Here is a 15,014-nt window from a genome sequence, read left to right as displayed (position 1 = left end):
ATCGATGGCCAAAGCGAAAACCGTCAAGATCAAGCAGATCGGTTCGCCGATCCGTCGCCCGGAAAGCCAGCGCCAGATCCTCATCGGTCTGGGCCTGAACAAGATGCACAAGGTCGTTGAGCGCCAGGACACCCCCGAGGTGCGCGGCGCGATCGCCAAGATCCCGCATCTGGTGACCGTGGTCGACTAAGACCGCTTCGCCGCAAGCGATAAGGAAAGCCCCGGCCTTTGTGCCGGGGCTTTTCGTATGCGCGGCGCTCGCCTATCGCTTCGCCCATGAGCGAGGCTGACGAAACGGGGCAGAGAGCCAGCGAGACCTTCGTCTGCGTCTTCAACCGGGATCGCGATAGCTACCAGGTACCCCTGGCTCTGCACGAAGCGGGCATGCTGGAAGCGCTCGTCACCGATTACTATGCGCCCGACAAGGCCAGCTCCCGATTGCCGGGTTTTCTGCGCCGAAAGCAGCACCCCAATCTTCCTCGCAAGCGCGCCGTCGCGGATCGGCTTGCCTTTGCAGTCCAATATGCGGCGCTTGCGCTGCGCTTCCCGATGGGCCCGGTATGGCGCTTCGTCGGCCGCCGCTTGGGCGAGCGAGCCGCAAAGCTTGCCCAGGCTCGGGAGGCGCATCTCTACTGCTATCATCACTACCTTCCGGCGCAGGTCGATGAGAGGGCGGCGCTGGTCACGTTCGTGTTCCATCCCTTGCCGCAGCGGTACCTGCCCGCGTTGAGGGAAGACGCAGAGGCCTATCCCGAGGCCCGGCGATCCTTCGAGGAAGAGCAATCGCGCGAGCCGGCGTTCCACCCGCCGATCCCGTGGGATCGGATGGACGCAATCGTCTGCGCGTCGCAGGTCACAGCGGACACCCTGGAGGCGGAAGGCGTCGATCCGGAAAAGCTTGCGGTCATCCCCTATGGCACGCCGAATACGGAACGCGTTCAGCAGGTGGAGCGAAGGGAAGGCGGTTGCCGCTTCCTGTTCGTGGGGCAGGGCGTCCAGCGCAAGGGGTTGCACCATCTCATCCGCGCCTGGCAATCGGCGCCGCGCGGGGATGCAGAGCTCACCATCGTGAGCTACGCCTGCGATCCGGATATTGCAGCCATGATCACCGACCCGTCGATCCGCCTGCTCGGTTACCAGGAGCGCGAGGCGCTGGCCGAGCTGTTTGCGCAAAGCGATGTCTTTGCGATGCCCTCCATGGTCGAAGGGTTTGGCCTCGTCTATCTCGAGGCGCTGGCGCATGGCTGCCATGTGCTCGGCACCCGCCAGACGGGGCTGCCTGATCTCGATCTTAACGAGGCGAGCGCGACACCCGTCGAGGCGGGCGACGTCGACGCGCTGGGCGTGGCGCTCGATGCTCTGATCGAGCGGGCAAACGGCGAAGGCTTCGATCGGGCCGCCATCGCTGAGCAAGCAAACCGTTGGACGGAGGCCGATTTTCGCGCTGCAATCGCGGATCATGCGCTGCGGGTCCTGTCTGCGAAACGGGGGCAGGGGGCGTATCCCACGGCCTACCGCGCCGGCCCCGGTCGCCGGGGGTAAACGGCTGGCCCCCTCAAGGCCGCTCTTGGGGGTCGACAAAGGCGGCGAATCCGCCTATCGGGCCCGCTTCCCAACAGCGCGAACCCCGTTTCGGGGCGTTAGAAAGCGAAAGCGAGTGCACTATGAAACTGAATGATATCCGCGACAACTCCGGCGCCCGTAAAGAGCGCATGCGCATCGGCCGTGGCATCGGCTCGGGCAAGGGCAAGACCGGCGGCCGCGGCCAGAAGGGTCAGAAGAGCCGTTCGGGCGTTGCCATCAAGGGCTTCGAAGGCGGCCAGATGCCGCTGCACATGCGCCTGCCGAAGCGCGGCTTCAACAATCCGTTCGGCAAGGACTACGCCGAAGTGAACATCGGCATGGTCCAGAAGTTCATCGACGCCAAGAAGCTCGACGCCAAGGCCGTGCTCGACCACGAAGCGCTGCAGGCTGCCGGCCTTGCGCGTGGCGGCAAGGATGGCGTGCGTCTCCTCGGCAAGGGCGAGATCAAGGCCAAGGTCACCTTCAAGGTTGCCGGTGCGTCCAAGGGCGCCATCGAGGCAGTCGAAAAGGCTGGCGGCAAGGTCGAAGTGATCCCGGCCGACAAGCCGGAAGCCGAGAAAAAGGCCGCCCGGACCGAAGCCAACAAGGCTAAGAAGGCTAAGTAAGCGGGAAAAATTCGGGGGGCGGGGTTCGACATTCCGCTCCCCGCTTCCTATCTAGCCTTCCTGTGCCGGGAGGGACCGGCGCCAATTCAGGATTGAACAGATTCCCATGGCATCACGCGCCGACAATATCGCGAGCAACATGAGCCTCGCCAATTTTTCCAAGGCCACCGAGCTGAAGAACCGCATCTGGTTCACGATCGGGGCCCTGGTGGTCTTCCGCTTCCTCAGCTTTGTTCCGCTTCCCGGTGTGAACCCGCTGATCCTGAGCGATCTCTACGACCAGACGCGGGGCGGCATCCTCGACCTGTTCAACACCTTCTCGGGCGGCAGCCTTGAGCGCATGAGTCTCATCGCGCTCGGCGTCATGCCCTACATTACCGCTTCGATTGTGGTGCAGTTGGCCGCAGCCCTGCATCCCTCGCTCGCAGCTCTCAAGAAAGAGGGCACTGTCGGGCGCCAGAAGCTCAATCAGTACACCCGCTACGGTACGGTCTTCCTGTGCGCGATCCAGGGCTGGTTCCTTGCCTCGGGCCTCGAAAGCTTCGGCGCGCAGAGCGGTATGCAGGCCGTGGTCGAGCCAGGCGTCATGTTCCGCGTGGGCGCGGTCATCAGCCTTGTCGGCGGCACCATGTTCCTTCTGTGGCTGGGTGAGCAGATAACCAGTCGCGGCATCGGCAACGGCGTGTCGCTGATCATCATGGCGGGCATCGTCGCCCAGTTCCCGACTTTCGTCTCGAACCTCGGCTCGGGCTATTCGGAAGGCTCGATCGCTACCGGCATCATCGTCGGCCTGATCGCCATGGTGGTGATCCTGATCCTCGTGATCTGCTTCATGGAGCGCGCCCAGCGCCGCCTGCTGATCCAGTATCCCAAGCGTGCGACGCAGAAGGGCATGATGCAGGCCGACCGCTCGCACCTGCCCCTGAAGCTGAACACGGCCGGCGTCATTCCGCCGATCTTCGCCAGCTCGCTGCTGCTGCTGCCGCTGACGATCACCCAGTTCGCGGGCAATTCGGTCGATACCGATACCGCTGCGGGCGGGGCGCTGCAGACCACGCTGCAATACCTCCAGCACGGCCAGCCGCTCTACATGACGCTCTATGGCCTCGGCATCATCTTCTTCTGCTTCTTCTACACCGCGATCGTCTTCAATCCGGAAGAGACTGCGGAAAATCTGAAGAAGAACGGCGGCTTTATTCCCGGCATCCGCCCGGGCAAGCGCACCGAAGAATATCTCGACTACGTGCTGACGCGTATCACGGTGATCGGGGCAATCTACCTGACCATCGTCTGCGTGCTGCCCGAATACATGATCGCGCAGACCGGGGTTCCGCTGTTCCTGGGCGGCACCAGCCTGCTCATCGTCGTCAACGTGACGGTCGATACGATCAGCCAGATCCAGTCGCACCTGCTGGCGCACCAGTATGGTGATCTCATCAAAAAGGCGAAGTTGAAGGGCCGCCTGCGTTAAGGCACAAGCAGGGGCGAAGGGGACTTTACGCAATGGATATTATCCTCCTGGGCCCTCCGGGCGCCGGTAAGGGGACGCAGGCACAGCGTCTGGTCGAGCATCACGGCATGCTCCAGCTTTCGACGGGCGACATGCTGCGCGAAACCCGCAAGGCCGATACCGAGCTGGGCCGCAAGGTTGCCGACATCATGGATTCGGGAAGCCTCGTTTCCGACGATATCGTTTCGGCCATGATCGATGCGAAGCTGACCGAGATGGGTCCGGACGTGGGCGCGATTTTCGACGGCTACCCGCGTACCGCTGCGCAGGCCGACCAGCTTGATGAAATCCTCGCCAAGCATGGCCGCAGCCTCGATCACGTGATCGAGCTGGAAGTGAACGAAGAAGCTCTGGTCGAACGCATCACCGGCCGCTTCACCTGCGCCAACTGCGGCGCCGGCTACCACGATATGTTCAAGCAGCCGAAGACCGAAGGCGTGTGCGACGAATGCGGCTCGACCGAATTCAAGCGCCGCGCCGACGATACGGAAGAAACCGTAAGGCACCGCATGAACGTGTACCGCAGCGAGACCGCTCCGATCCTGCCGGGCTATGAAGAGCGCGGCATCGTGAGCCGTGTCGACGGCATGGGTGGGATCGACGAGGTCACCCACGCGATCGACGCGATCCTGAAAGGCTGAGCGAGGGGCGGCTTCCAAAGCCGCTCCGCTTGTCCTAGACCCTCTGCTTCCAGTTCCAGGAAGAGAGGTTCCATGCGTTTCACCGCCACCGTTCTTGCCGCCGGCGCGCTTGTCGCCGGCGCGCCGCTATCGGCCGAAGTTGCCGAAACGAACGCGAACGGTTTTGTAACCCGCGATGTTGCCGAAGTTGCCGCAACCCCTCTCCAAACGTGGCTGGCGCTGATCAAGCCTGGCGACTGGTGGAACGATTCCCACACATGGTCGGCTGATGCGTCCAACATGACGCTTACACCGCAGGCCGGTGGCTGCTTTTGCGAGCGCGTGCCCGGCGAGGACCGTGAAGACGGCTTCTCGCTCGATGGCAGCGTCCAGCACATGGAAGTGATCCAGGCCTATCCCCTGCGCAACCTGCGCATGCGGGGCGGGCTCGGCCCGCTGCAGAGCGAGCCCGCGACCGGCGTCCTCACTATCACTCTTGAGGAAATTGACGGCGGCACACGAGTGCGCTGGGAATATGTCGTAGGCGGCTACATGCGCTACGAAACGGATATCATCGCCCAGGCGGTGGATGGGGTCATGAGCCAGCAACTGGCCGGCTTACGGGATCTTCTTGGACCGCTTGCTCCCAGCGAGGAGATGGAACCAGAAGTTGAAGAGGAAGATGGTGCCTCCGAGGGGGAGGAACCAAGCATCGAAGCGCAGATTGATGCTTTGCAAACGGAAGAATAGCGTCCGCTGACGGGAGTCCGCTTTCCAAGCTGCCCCTGCTTGCGCTGGCGCAAGAAAGGACACCTATGGCATCCGTCTACGACCGGCACGTCGATCTCCCGACTTTCATGGAGGGCGTGAAGAAGCGCAATCCGGGGCAGGATGAGTTCATCCAGGCCGTCCATGAGGTAGCGCAGGACATCTTCGATTTCATCGAGGACAAAGAGGAATACCACGAAGCGCAGATCCTCCGGCGCATCGCGGAGCCGGATCGGGTCGTCTCCTTCCGTGTATGCTGGGAAGACGACAACCACTGCATTCGCGTGCAACGCGGATGGCGGGTCCAGAACAACAACGCCATCGGTCCCTACAAGGGCGGTATCCGGTTCCACCCGAGCGTGAACGAGAGCGTCCTCAAGTTCCTCGCCTTCGAGCAGACCTTCAAGAATTCGCTGACCGGCCTGCCGATGGGCGGCGGCAAGGGCGGGGCGAACTTCAACCCCAAGGGCAAGAGCGACAGCGAAGTCATGCGCTTCTGCCAGTCCTTCATGACCGAACTCCAGCGGCACATCGGCCCTGATACAGATGTCCCGGCCGGCGATATCGGCGTCGGCGCGCGTGAGATCGGCTACATGTTCGGCCAGTACAAGCGCATTACCAACCGCTGGGAAGGCGTGCTGACGGGCAAGGGCACCGAATACGGTGGGTCCAAGATGCGCCCGGAGGCGACCGGCTACGGCGCGGTCTACTTCCTCCAGAACATGCTCAAGCACTCGGGCAACGATGTCGAAGGCAAGACCGCCGTGATCAGCGGGTCCGGCAATGTCGCGACTCACGCAGCCGAGCAGATCGTGAAGCTGGGCGGCAAGGTGCTGACGTTGTCGGATAGCGGCGGCTTCGTCCACGACCCCGACGGCTTCGACCAGGAAAAGATCGACTGGGTGAAGCGACTCAAGAACGAGCAACGCGGCCGGATCAGCGAATACGCAGACCACTTTACGAACGCCTCCTTCCATGAAGGCAAGCGCCCCTGGAATGTCGAATGCGACCTGGCGCTTCCGTGCGCGACGCAGAACGAGCTCAATGAGGAAGAGGCAAAGGCGCTGGTCGAGAACGGCGTGATCGCGGTCAGCGAAGGCGCCAACATGCCCACGACCCTCGACGGCGTTAAGGTCTTTCACGACGCGAAGATCATGTACGGCCCGGGCAAGGCTGCGAATGCGGGCGGTGTCGCTGTATCCGGTCTCGAGATGAGCCAGAACTCGGAGCGGATCAGCTGGAACCAGGAGCGTCTCGGCGACATGCTGACGGACCTCATGGAAGGCATTCATGAGAAGTGCGTCGAGTACGGCCAGAAGGATGGCGACTACGTGGACTACGTGAAGGGGGCCAATATCGCCGGCTTCAAGAAGGTCGCCGACGCCATGCTCGCCTTCGGGGTGATGTAGGCGGGCTTTGACCTCGCCACCGCGCTGGTCTATACCTCTTGAAACAGTGATCGAGCGGCCCATATGGGCTGCCTCGACGTTGCGCGCGCGCTGGGATGTTGACGCGGAAAGCGAATCCTCCTAAGCGGCCCCTTCATTCGACATTGCGGTGAGTCCGGCAGGCGGCAGCCATTTGTACGCCATCCGGGCTTTTTGCGTTAGCTAGCGTCCCAGCGATGTCGGTGAATTGAGCGATGAGATAGGGAGCGCCGGATCGCCGGCCCCTGTGGAGCATGGAGAAGTAAGTGGCTCGTATTGCCGGGGTAAACATCCCCACCAACAAGCGCGTTATCATTGCGCTTACCTATATTCACGGTATCGGCCGCACGAAGGCCGTTGAAATCGCCGACAAGCTCGGCATCGATCACGCGCGCCGCGTGCAGGACCTGTCCGACGAGGAAGTCCTGCGTATTCGCGAAACGATCGACGCGGATTTCACCGTGGAAGGCGACCTTCGTCGTGAAACCGCGATGAACATCAAGCGGCTCATGGACCTCAAGTCCTACCGCGGCCTGCGTCACCGTGCCGGCCTGCCCGTTCGCGGCCAGCGCACTCACACCAACGCCCGTACCCGCAAGGGTAAGGCCAAGCCGATCGCCGGCAAGAAGAAGTAAGCCTCGGCTAGTCCGAGAGCTTTTCCCTTCTTGAGAATATAGAGGAACACACACCATGGCACGCGAACCCGGCCGCGTAAGGCGCCGCGACAAGAAGAACATTTCGAGCGGCGTTGCGCACATCAACGCCAGCTTCAACAACACGATGATCACCATCACCGACGCACAGGGCAATGCAATCAGCTGGTCCAGCGCCGGCATGATGGGCTTCAAGGGCAGCCGCAAGTCGACTCCCTACGCGGCTCAGGTTGCCGCCGACGACGCCGGCCGCAAGGCCGCCGAACACGGCGTGCGCACCCTTGAAGTCGAAGTGAAGGGCCCGGGCTCGGGCCGTGAAAGCGCGCTGCGCGGTCTCGCCGCAGTCGGTTTCACGATCACCTCGATCCGCGACGTGACGCCGATCCCGCACAACGGGGTCCGTCCTTCCAAGCGTCGCCGCGTCTGATCCGTACCTGCCTGGCGGCTCGCTAGCGGGCCGCCGACACCCTCTCACGGACCGGACGCTCTAACGAAGAGCGCCGGTCCTGCCCGCATCCGAACCAGGGGATTTCAATGTCCGTCAACATCAAGAACTGGCAGGAACTCAAGAAACCCAATGTCCTTGATATCAAGGAATCCGGCGACAAGACCCGCAAGGCGACCTTTGTGGCCGAACCGCTCGAGCGTGGCTTTGGCCTGACGCTCGGCAACGCCCTGCGCCGCGTGCTCCTGAGCTCGCTTCAGGGTGCTGCGATCACCTCGATCAAGATCGAGAACGTGCTGCACGAATTCAGCAGCCTCGCCGGTGTGCGCGAAGACGTCACCGACATCGTCCTCAACGTGAAGCAGATCGCGCTGAAGATGGAAGGCGAAGGCATGAAGCGCCTCCAGCTCTCGGCCACCGGCCCGGGCGAAGTGAAGGCTGGCGATATCGCTGTTTCGGGCGACATCGAGGTCATGAACAAGGACCTCGTGATCTGCCACCTCGACGAAGGCGCCACGCTCAACATGGAGCTGACCGCCGACACCGGTAAAGGCTACCGCCCGGCCGTCATGAACCGTCCGGCCGATGCGCCGATTGGCCTCATCCCGGTCGACAGCCTGTACTCGCCGGTTCGCCAGGTGAGCTACAAGGTCGAGAACGCCCGCGTTGGCCAGGAACTGGACTACGACAAGCTTTCGCTGACCGTCGAAACCGATGGCACCGTCACCCCGGAAGACGCCGTGGCTTACTCGGCCCGCATCCTCCAGGACCAACTGACGCTGTTCGTCCACTTCGAAGACGGCATCCCGCAGCCGACCTCGGCCATGATTGGCCAGGCCGCCGAGCCGCAGGAAAGCGACACCAACCAGCTCAACCGCTACCTTCTCAAGAAGGTCGACGAGCTGGAACTGTCGGTCCGTTCGGCGAACTGCCTCAAGAACGACAACATCATCTACATCGGCGACCTGGTCCAGAAGACCGAGGCCGAGATGCTCCGCACGCCGAACTTCGGCCGCAAGAGCCTCAACGAGATCAAGGAAGTGCTCTCGTCGATGGGTCTGCGCCTCGGCATGGACATCCCCGGCTGGCCGCCGGAGAACATCGAAGAAATGGCCAAGAAGCTCGAACAGGAACTTCTCGGCTAATCACAGGTACCGGCGGCGCACCTCCCAATCTCGGGGAAGCGCCGCCAGCACTGGGCTACCTGAAACGGGCCCTTTTCGAACGAAGGAAGAAGTATAATGCGTCACAAGATTTCCGGCCGTAAGCTTCAGCGCAAGACCGGCCACCGCAACGCGATGTTCCGCAACATGGCTGCCGCGCTGATCAAGCACGAGCAGATCATGACCACGCTGCCCAAGGCGAAGGAAATGCGCCCCTACATCGAAAAGCTGATCACGCTCGCAAAGCGTGGCGGCCTGTCGAACCGTCGCCTCGCCATGAGCCGCCTGCAGGACGAAACCCAGCTCAAGAAGCTGTTCGACGTCCTCGCCGAGCGTTACGCCGACCGTGAAGGCGGCTACACCCGCGTGATCAAGGCCGGCTACCGTGGCAGCGACGCCGCACAGATGGCTGTCATCGAACTCGTCGACCGTGACGAAGACGCCAAGGGCCAGGATTCGGGCCCGGTCCTCAACGAAGAGGACATGGAAGAAGCGTAAGCTTCACGCCAATCCAACAGACAAGCGGGGCCGGGAGGGAGACCTTCCGGCCCTTTTGTTTTGCATGGCGGAAAAGGCGTGCCACAAGGCGCGCATGATCCGACACACACTTGCCGCCGTCGCCATGCTCGCAACCGCTCCGCTCGCTGCGCAGAGTACTACCCAAGACGAGATCACGGCCCGCTACGACCGCGCGTTGGCCGCAGGCTACAAGGCGATGTTCCTTTGCAGTGCGCTCGCAAACACCGAGCGGGCTGGAACCAAGCGGACCGAGCAGAGCGTGCTCGATTGGGAGCTCTCGGGCATCCAGGCGCCGCTCGATGAGATTGTCCCGACGCTTGAGCATACGGTCTATCGTTTTGCCAACGGCGAGGGCGCCGTCTCGCATGTCTCGGTGGAGTGGGCCGACGACATGCCGCCGCGCATGGCCTGGCATCGGCAGGAAGGTGGCTGCGCCATTGCACCCATCGGCACCACCGAGCCTCCCGAACGCGAGTATGTCGCCTTCTCCGACAGCATCTACATGTGGCACGGCCGGGTTCCGCAGAACCGCAAACTCGCGGCCGTGATCGAACGGGCTTTCGAGGCGGGATATGGCGACAGGACGCGCACAACCGCTGTCATCGTCAGTCAGGACGGTGCCCTACGTCTCTCGCGCTATACCGGCGAATACAGCCCGGCGACGCCGCAGCGGACTTGGTCGGTCGCCAAGAGCTTGGCCGCAACGCTGGTCGGCGCGGCCGTGCATCGCGGCGAGGCCGACGTCTCGCAATCGGCAGGGCTGGGAGAATCTGCAGAAGACCCGCGCCGCGCAATCACCATCGACCACGCTTTGCGCATGGCATCCGGGCGCTATTCGGACACGCCGGGTAACCGCACCGACCCGCTCTATTTCGGCGGCGCCACGGTGGACGAGGTTGCGATCGACTGGCCGCTCGTCAGCGCGCCGGGGACGGTCTACCGCTATGCCAACAACGATACGCTGGCTGCCGTGCAGGCGATCGAGCAGACCTTTGCCGAGCACCCGCCGGCCGATTTCCTGCAAGCTGTGGGCATGAACCACACGGTCGCCGAGACCGACTGGCAGGGCAATTACATCCTCTCCAGCCAGGTCTGGGCCACCGCACCCGACCTGTTGAAACTGGGCCAGCTCTATCTCGATGACGGCGTCCTGCCCGATGGCACCCGGGTGCTGCCGGAAGGGTGGGCGGAGCATGTGGCGACGCCGTCCGGACCGCAGCCCGATGGGCCCTTCGGCTACGGCGCAGGCTTCTGGCTGTTCAACAAGACCGACGGAGTACCGTCCGATACTTACGCCGCCATGGGCAATCGCGGGCAGTTCATAATAATCGTCCCGAGCATGAACGTCGTGATTGTGCGCAGGGGTGAGGATCCGGCGGGCCACCGCTTCGATATTGCCGGGTTCACACGCGATGTGCTTGAAACGCTTGAGAAATAATTGTTCAGAAAAGTGCAGACTAATCTGAACATCGGCTGTAGTACGAGTTCAGCCTGACCTCACAGCGAATCATCTAGAACCCTTCTCATAGCCGAGGCAATCCCGCCACGGCCCTTCAGAGGAGGACCTCGAGATGAACCAACTTACCAAGACGTTCGCGAAAGGTGGGATCGCAACGGCTGCTGTCGGCGCGATGGCGCTGGCCGGAGCCACCCCCGCACAAGCCGCTGACCGTGACCGCGACGGCATTTCCGTCGGCGACGTCATTGCCGGTGCCGTTATCATCGGCGGTATCGCCGCTGTCGCCAGCGCCGCTAGCAAGGATCGCGATTACTATCGCGGCGGCCGTTACTACCGCGACGGACGCTATTACCGCAATGGCGGGGAATACCGCAGCCATGCCTACGCCCGCCGGGGCAACCCGCGCCGCGCCGTGGAACGCTGCGTGCGCGCCGCCCAGCGCGATGCGCGCCGCTACGGCTACCGCTACGCCCAGGTCACCGACATTCGCGATGTCGATGACACCCGCTACGGCTGGAGGGTGAAGGGCCGCATCGTGGTCGATGGCCAGCGCGGATACCACCGCAGCCGCTACGATCGCTATGATCGCCGCTACGACCGCAACTACCGCGGCTATGGCGACCAGGATCGCGGCAAGTTCACCTGCTACATCGAGCGCGGCCGCGTGGCCGGTGTCGACTTCCGCGGCATCCGCGGGCTCTGATCCAGCAAATGGCTTCCACCAGGGCGGTTCAGGCTTGATTTAGCCTGGGCCGCCTAAGCCTTTGCCTTTCTCACACGCGCGCCATGGTGGGGGTGCGCCACAAGGGGGACTGGCACCATGCCTTCCGTGTCCAAGCTTACCGCCGCGCCGGCGCTGCTCGCCGCGCTTTCCATGACCGCCATGCCTGCCCAGGCCGCAGAGCTGCCCGCGCCGGTTATTGCCGCGCCGCAGCAGGTCGCGCCTGCCTGGGCGCCGGGCGACGACAACGCCGACCGTTACCGCCGCTATCGCTATCGCCGCCATCGCGGCATCGATGCGGGCGATGTGCTGACCGGCGTCCTGATCCTTGGCGGGATCGCCGCCATTGCGAGCGCGGCAAAGGGATCGGGCGATCGTGACGTTCGGCGCGACCGCCGCTACCGCGAGCCCTATCGCGGTGACTACCGCTACAACGATGGGCGCGGGATCGACCGTGCCGTGTCGATGTGCGTGCGCGAGATCGAGCGCAATGTGCGCGTCGAAACGGTCGACAACGTCAACCGCAGCGCTGTCGGCTGGAATGTGACCGGATCGCTCTACAACGGGCAGGGCTTCAGCTGCTCGATTGGCGAGGATGGCCGGATCGAGGCGATCGATTACGGCAACGGGGTCACCGGCTATTCGGACGTTCCGACCGACTATCAGGCGGGCGCGGATCGCCAGCACAGCGATGACGTCTACACCGCCGCCCGTTTGCGCACTGACACGGCGCAAGCCGACTATGCCGGCGGGCCGCAGCCGGCCTACCCCGGTGGTCCGTTGCCCGGGGAAGATCCGCAGCAGCTACCCGAATACGACGGCGCCGGCGGCTAATTGCGCGTGTAGGCGGGCAGCGAGAGGTTCCAGCGAATTGCGGCGAGCCGCAGGCCGTAGCCCGCCGCTGTCGCGCCGATCCAGACCGCCTCGCGCATGATCCCGGCGATTTCGCCGAGGACCGTCACGCTCGCGGAAAGCGCCGCGGCGGTCACATAAAGTTCGGGCCGCATCAGGATCGACGGGCGGCCGGCGATGACGTCGCGGATGATGCCGCCCACGCACCCGGTGATCACGCCCATGAGCGCTGCAGGGACCGGCGGAATCCCGTATTCGAGCGCCTTGGCGGCGCCGAGAACCGCGTAGGCGGCAAGGCCGAGCCCGTCGGCAATCGAGAGGAACCGTCCTTCCCACCAGCGCGTCGGCGTGAACCAGGCGAAAAGCGCCACTGCAAGGCACACGCCTGCCACCCAGGCATCGTGGATCCAGAACACCGGCGCCCCGATCAGCAGGTCGCGCACGGTGCCGCCGCCAACGCCAGTGATTAGCGCAAAGAAGGCGAGTGTGACGAAGGTCTGCCTTTCCTTTGCCGCGACCAGCGCTCCGGTGAGCGCGAAGATGGCCACGCCCGCAAGGTCGAGGATATCGAGCAGTGGGGTAAGGACTGCGGTGTTCATGCCTTGGGCACCTTCACCCGCGCCTTGCGGCGACGGAACATGAGGATGCAGCCGATGAGCGCGCCGATGGCCGAAAGCAGGGCGAAGAGGATCAGGATCGGGTGGCTGGTGTCCTCGCGCGTTTTCAGGTCCATGATGTGCAGGCCCCAGGCAAAATCGAAGGCGCGCCACCACCGCGTGCGAACAGCCTCGATCCGCGCGGTCTCGGTGCCGACATAGACGTTGGTGCCATCCTCGAGCACGACCTGCCAGACCGGCATCGCGCGGCGGAAATCGAAAGGCACCGCGTCCGCTTCGAAACGCTGCGTGCTGACGACCGCGTCTCCGCCGACGATGGCCTCTGCAACGATCAGCCGGGCTTCGAGCTCGGACAGCGACCCCATCTCGCTGCCATCGGGGCGGAAGCGCGCGCTGGTCCCGTCCATATAGGCGATGCGCGTGATCGTCTCGCCGCGCTCGACCTGCGTGGTAACCGAGCGCACCGGCCGGGTGCTATCGGCTGGCAGCGAGACGGCGATCTGCGTGTCGGCGGGCAGGGCACGCTCTGCCACGTCCTTGCGCAGGTGATTCCCGCGCACTTCTTCGATGGGCTTGGCGACCATCAGCAGGCCGGTCAGGGTCCACATCAGGATGGGAACGCCGATCAGCCAGGCGAGCCAGATATGCCAGCGGGCAAGCAACCGCATTTTCTTGTCCTTCTATTGGGTGGGCGGCCCATGGCGCGGCAGGTTCAGCCGTGCAAGACTTTCCCGATCGCCTCGGCAGCAGCGATGCAGTCGAGATCGGCCCAGCGGCGCGACATGACCTGCATGCCGCAGGGCAATCCGTCCGTTTCGCCTACCGGCAGGACCGTGGCGGGAAGGTTGGGATAGGTGGCAAGGCCGGCCCAGCACAGGGTCGATCCGCCCGGCTGTTCGCCGCCGTTGATGGTCACGCTTGCGTCGAACACGCGCCCTTCGCGGTGCGGCACGGCAAGGATCGGTGCAGGCGGCGCGAGCACGAAATCGTAGGTCTCGAACAGATGGTTCCACGCGTTCTCGTTGCGGGTCTGCAGGTCGAGCATGTCGAACCAGTCGGTCGCCGTGGCGCGCTGGCCGTCGGGGCCCGGCATGCCGCGGGCCATGGCGACGTTGAGCATGCGCATGTACTGGCCCTGCTGCGCGGCAAGATCGGGCAGGAGGTCGCTGCTCCGATCGACAGTGACACCGGCGCTCTCGAGCGCCTGCGCTGCGGCTTCGATCGGACCCCGCACGGCATCATCGGTCGGGCAGGAAGGGTGGTCGATCAGGACCAGCAGGCGGCAGTCGGTCAGCGCTTTGCCGCGCGACTTCAGCGGGAAGGCCTGGGTGAGTTCGACAAGCAGCCTCAGGTCGGCCGCGTTGCGCGCCAGCGGTCCGGCGATTGAAAGCGCGCCATCATGCGCGTCCTGGCCCGCCATCGCCGGATGGTCGTGGCCATGCTTGGAGATCAGCCCCCAGCTCGTCTTGTGCCCCCAGACGCCGCAGAAATGGGCGGGCACGCGGACCGAGCCGCCGATATCGGTGCCGTATTCGCATGGCACCATCCCGCTGGCGACGGCCGCCGCCGAACCGCCGGAGGATCCGCCCGGCGAGCGTTCGTGGTCGTGCGGATTGTTGGTGCGTCCGTAGACCGGGTTGTTCGATTGCCAATCGGCCAGGTCGGGCGGGACATTCGTCTTGCCGAGGAAGATTGCGCCGGCGTCCTTGAGCTGGCGCACCACGGTGGAATCGCGCGTGGCGGTGTTCTCGGCATAGGCCTCGTGCCCCCATGTGGTGGGCAGGCCGGCAATGTCGAAGCTTTCCTTGATCGTCATCGGCACGCCGAACAGCGGCCGGTCGCCGGAAGGCCCCGCCTTGGTCATGGCCCTGGCCTGTTCGAGCGCGCGGTCGAAATCGGTGACGACCACGGCGTTGATATGCGCATCGAGATGTTCGATCCGGGCGATCGCGGCCTCGACCGCCTCGCTCGGTGTCAGCTCGCCGCTGCGGATGGCCTGCGCGGTTTCGATCGCGCCGGGTTTATCGGTCAGTTTCGGATATGCCACGTCTATGTCTCTCCCCACCGCGGC

17 protein-coding genes are annotated in these 15,014 nt (G+C 64.0%); 14 read left to right on the top strand and 3 right to left on the bottom strand.

Going from position 1 to position 15,014, the window contains the following annotated elements; all coding sequences use genetic code 11:
- The first annotated feature begins 4 nt into the window (after window positions 1–4).
- From rpmD to KUV82_RS10145, 14 genes are all read left to right on the top strand, one after another.
- Window positions 5–190, top strand: a complete 186-nt coding sequence (gene rpmD, locus KUV82_RS10210) for a 50S ribosomal protein L30 (protein WP_219954179.1) — start codon at window positions 5–7, stop codon at window positions 188–190.
- An 86-nt stretch (window positions 191–276) separates the two neighbouring features.
- The gene (locus tag KUV82_RS10205) at window positions 277–1,542 is read left to right on the top strand and encodes a glycosyltransferase family 4 protein (protein ID WP_219954178.1); all 1,266 of its coding nucleotides are present in this window, start codon (window positions 277–279) and stop codon (window positions 1,540–1,542) included.
- A 122-nt stretch (window positions 1,543–1,664) separates the two neighbouring features.
- Window positions 1,665–2,189 carry a 50S ribosomal protein L15 gene (gene rplO, locus KUV82_RS10200; protein WP_219954177.1) on the top strand — a complete coding sequence of 175 codons (525 nt, stop codon included), beginning with the start codon at window positions 1,665–1,667 and terminating at the stop codon, window positions 2,187–2,189.
- A 106-nt stretch (window positions 2,190–2,295) separates the two neighbouring features.
- The gene (secY, locus tag KUV82_RS10195) at window positions 2,296–3,660 is read left to right on the top strand and encodes a preprotein translocase subunit SecY (RefSeq protein WP_219954176.1); all 1,365 of its coding nucleotides are present in this window, start codon (window positions 2,296–2,298) and stop codon (window positions 3,658–3,660) included.
- 32 nt (window positions 3,661–3,692) lie between these two features.
- The gene (locus KUV82_RS10190) at window positions 3,693–4,340 is read left to right on the top strand and encodes an adenylate kinase (RefSeq protein ID WP_219954175.1); all 648 of its coding nucleotides are present in this window, start codon (window positions 3,693–3,695) and stop codon (window positions 4,338–4,340) included.
- Window positions 4,341–4,412: 72 nt separating this feature from the next.
- Complete coding sequence (locus KUV82_RS10185; RefSeq protein WP_219954174.1) at window positions 4,413–5,069, top strand: SRPBCC family protein; 657 nt, start codon at window positions 4,413–4,415, stop codon at window positions 5,067–5,069.
- A 65-nt stretch (window positions 5,070–5,134) separates the two neighbouring features.
- Window positions 5,135–6,496: an NADP-specific glutamate dehydrogenase gene (gene gdhA, locus KUV82_RS10180; protein WP_219954173.1), complete on the top strand. Its 1,362-nt coding sequence runs from the start codon at window positions 5,135–5,137 to the stop codon at window positions 6,494–6,496.
- A 284-nt stretch (window positions 6,497–6,780) separates the two neighbouring features.
- Window positions 6,781–7,149, top strand: a complete 369-nt coding sequence (gene rpsM, locus KUV82_RS10175) for a 30S ribosomal protein S13 (RefSeq protein WP_067464710.1) — start codon at window positions 6,781–6,783, stop codon at window positions 7,147–7,149.
- A gap of 55 nt (window positions 7,150–7,204) precedes the next feature.
- On the top strand, window positions 7,205–7,594 hold the full coding sequence (rpsK, locus tag KUV82_RS10170) for a 30S ribosomal protein S11 (protein ID WP_006831904.1): 390 nt from the start codon (window positions 7,205–7,207) through the stop codon (window positions 7,592–7,594).
- A 107-nt stretch (window positions 7,595–7,701) separates the two neighbouring features.
- A complete protein-coding gene (locus KUV82_RS10165; protein WP_219954172.1) occupies window positions 7,702–8,757 on the top strand; it encodes a DNA-directed RNA polymerase subunit alpha in 1,056 nt (351 codons plus the stop codon).
- 96 nt (window positions 8,758–8,853) lie between these two features.
- Window positions 8,854–9,273 (top strand): 50S ribosomal protein L17, encoded by a 420-nt coding sequence (gene rplQ, locus KUV82_RS10160; protein WP_219954171.1) that lies wholly within the window; start codon window positions 8,854–8,856, stop codon window positions 9,271–9,273.
- A 94-nt stretch (window positions 9,274–9,367) separates the two neighbouring features.
- Entirely contained in the window at window positions 9,368–10,732 is a 1,365-nt protein-coding gene (locus tag KUV82_RS10155) for a serine hydrolase domain-containing protein (RefSeq protein WP_219954170.1), read from the top strand.
- Window positions 10,733–10,865: 133 nt separating this feature from the next.
- A complete protein-coding gene (locus KUV82_RS10150) occupies window positions 10,866–11,456 on the top strand; it encodes a hypothetical protein (protein WP_219954169.1) in 591 nt (196 codons plus the stop codon).
- 117 nt (window positions 11,457–11,573) lie between these two features.
- The gene (locus tag KUV82_RS10145; RefSeq protein ID WP_375541203.1) at window positions 11,574–12,308 is read left to right on the top strand and encodes a hypothetical protein; all 735 of its coding nucleotides are present in this window, start codon (window positions 11,574–11,576) and stop codon (window positions 12,306–12,308) included.
- Here the strand turns inward: KUV82_RS10145 and KUV82_RS10140 are convergent.
- Genes KUV82_RS10140 through KUV82_RS10130 form a run of 3 tightly spaced genes read right to left on the bottom strand, consistent with a single transcriptional unit; the run spans window position 12,305 to window position 14,990 of the window.
- Complete coding sequence (locus tag KUV82_RS10140) at window positions 12,305–12,925, bottom strand: trimeric intracellular cation channel family protein (RefSeq protein ID WP_219954168.1); 621 nt, start codon at window positions 12,923–12,925, stop codon at window positions 12,305–12,307. The two genes, KUV82_RS10145 and KUV82_RS10140, sit on opposite strands and share 4 nt — an antisense overlap.
- Window positions 12,922–13,611 carry a PepSY domain-containing protein gene (locus KUV82_RS10135; RefSeq protein ID WP_219954167.1) on the bottom strand — a complete coding sequence of 230 codons (690 nt, stop codon included), beginning with the start codon at window positions 13,609–13,611 and terminating at the stop codon, window positions 12,922–12,924. Before KUV82_RS10135 ends, KUV82_RS10140 begins: the two co-directional genes overlap by 4 nt.
- Before the next feature lie 44 nt (window positions 13,612–13,655).
- Window positions 13,656–14,990 carry an amidase family protein gene (locus KUV82_RS10130; RefSeq protein WP_219954166.1) on the bottom strand — a complete coding sequence of 445 codons (1,335 nt, stop codon included), beginning with the start codon at window positions 14,988–14,990 and terminating at the stop codon, window positions 13,656–13,658.
- Window positions 14,991–15,014 lie beyond the last annotated feature (24 nt).

It is taken from the genome of Qipengyuania flava, assembly GCF_019448255.1.
GTDB classification, from domain to species: Bacteria; Pseudomonadota; Alphaproteobacteria; order Sphingomonadales; family Sphingomonadaceae; genus Qipengyuania; species Qipengyuania flava_A.
Note: the sequence above shows the minus strand (reverse complement) of the source record. Positions and strands in the feature narration are given on the sequence as shown.